Source organism: Methanospirillum stamsii, from assembly GCF_003173335.1.
Lineage (GTDB): Archaea > Halobacteriota > Methanomicrobia > Methanomicrobiales > Methanospirillaceae > Methanospirillum > Methanospirillum stamsii.
This window is the reverse complement of the sequence record NZ_QGMZ01000084.1, coordinates 1-1,312: the sequence shown is the minus strand read 5'-3', so window position 1 is coordinate 1,312 and position 1,312 is coordinate 1. Positions and strand designations below refer to the sequence as shown.

Sequence of the window (1,312 nt, the reverse complement as noted above, 5' to 3'; positions counted from 1 at the left end):
TCGAATTGCACAAAAAACATCAATAATTGTCATTTTCACTTCGTTTAAGGTACCAGATATTCTAATTGATTGAAGTTTGAGATGATTTAAAAAACCGACATCGGTCTTCATCCTTTTTTTCCAATCCATGTTGAGTGTTCGAAAGAAATAATTCTCAACAATATTGTTAGTTTTTGGTATAATTTCAGAATCACAAAAATTTGTGAGTTTAAGAAAAATTTTGTCGATCATTTTCAACCTTTTTTGTACCTCCAGAGGGAATTCTTCGATAATACTGAGGAGATCTAACATATTATCCACGATTTCTTCATATTTACGGGTTATTTGTTGAGTTTTGGTTGATTTGAGTTTTTTACAAAATTGATGAAATTCTTCTTTTTTAGTCTTCAACCACTCACGATATTCTTTTTTAGAGCAATTACTCTGGATTTTTTCCTCTTCTTCGATCCTCTGCGTCAGCCATTCAATTTCATAGCTATGGTCATAGAAGATATTGAGCAAACGATATTTTAAAAATTCCTCAAATATTGAGCAATTTTTAGAATAGGATTTCAGAATGAGTTTTTGTAAATGAAATAAACAAGGTTGATGGAGAAGATTATCACCAAACAGTTCATCCATAATCTGAGGGTATGCCCTATCTAAATCTGTCACAATAACAGTGGGAATTGTCAAATCAATTTTTGATTCTAAAAATACATTCTTAATGGTTTCAGATTTTTTATCATTCACCACTACATCAATAATTGGTGTTCCCGACTCGATGTCAAAAATCAATAATCGGTATTTCCGAATTCCTCCAATGTGAATGAATTGTTCATCATANNTGTATATATTGCGTCTTTACCTATTGGGAGGATATGCTCAAGAACTTCTTCGATTCCTCTGTAAGACATTTTATTCCATCGCATTTTCAGGATCATTGGTAAAATAGTGTCATGAAGAAATTTGAGAAGTATTTCAAAAAATTCACGGGATTCTTGAACATTAATTTTGCAATGCTGACAACGATATTTCCCAATTTTTAATGTTGCGACATTTTTCTTGGTTAAAGTGTTATATCCATTATGTACCATTTTTTTACCGCAAGATGGACAACAGGGAGGATTCTTTGAATAAAAAACTCCATTTTCAAATATATATTGGTTAGAGAATTGGATGAATACCGGGTTCAGAGTTTGAACCGTATGATATGAATTTAAAGTTGTAACAACGTCCATTATAATATATATTATTTTATATGCTATTAAATCTCTCTAAATGTAATTCTCATTGAAAAATTTTTCATATCACTAGAAATTCAGACAGAGCC

At 30.8% G+C, this 1,312-nt stretch carries 1 pseudogene; it reads right to left on the bottom strand.

The annotated features are described in order from the left end of the window. Positions 1-777, bottom strand: a pseudogene (locus DLD82_RS18100) (hypothetical protein); the annotation flags it as partial. Positions 778-1,312: the final 535 nt, after the last annotated feature.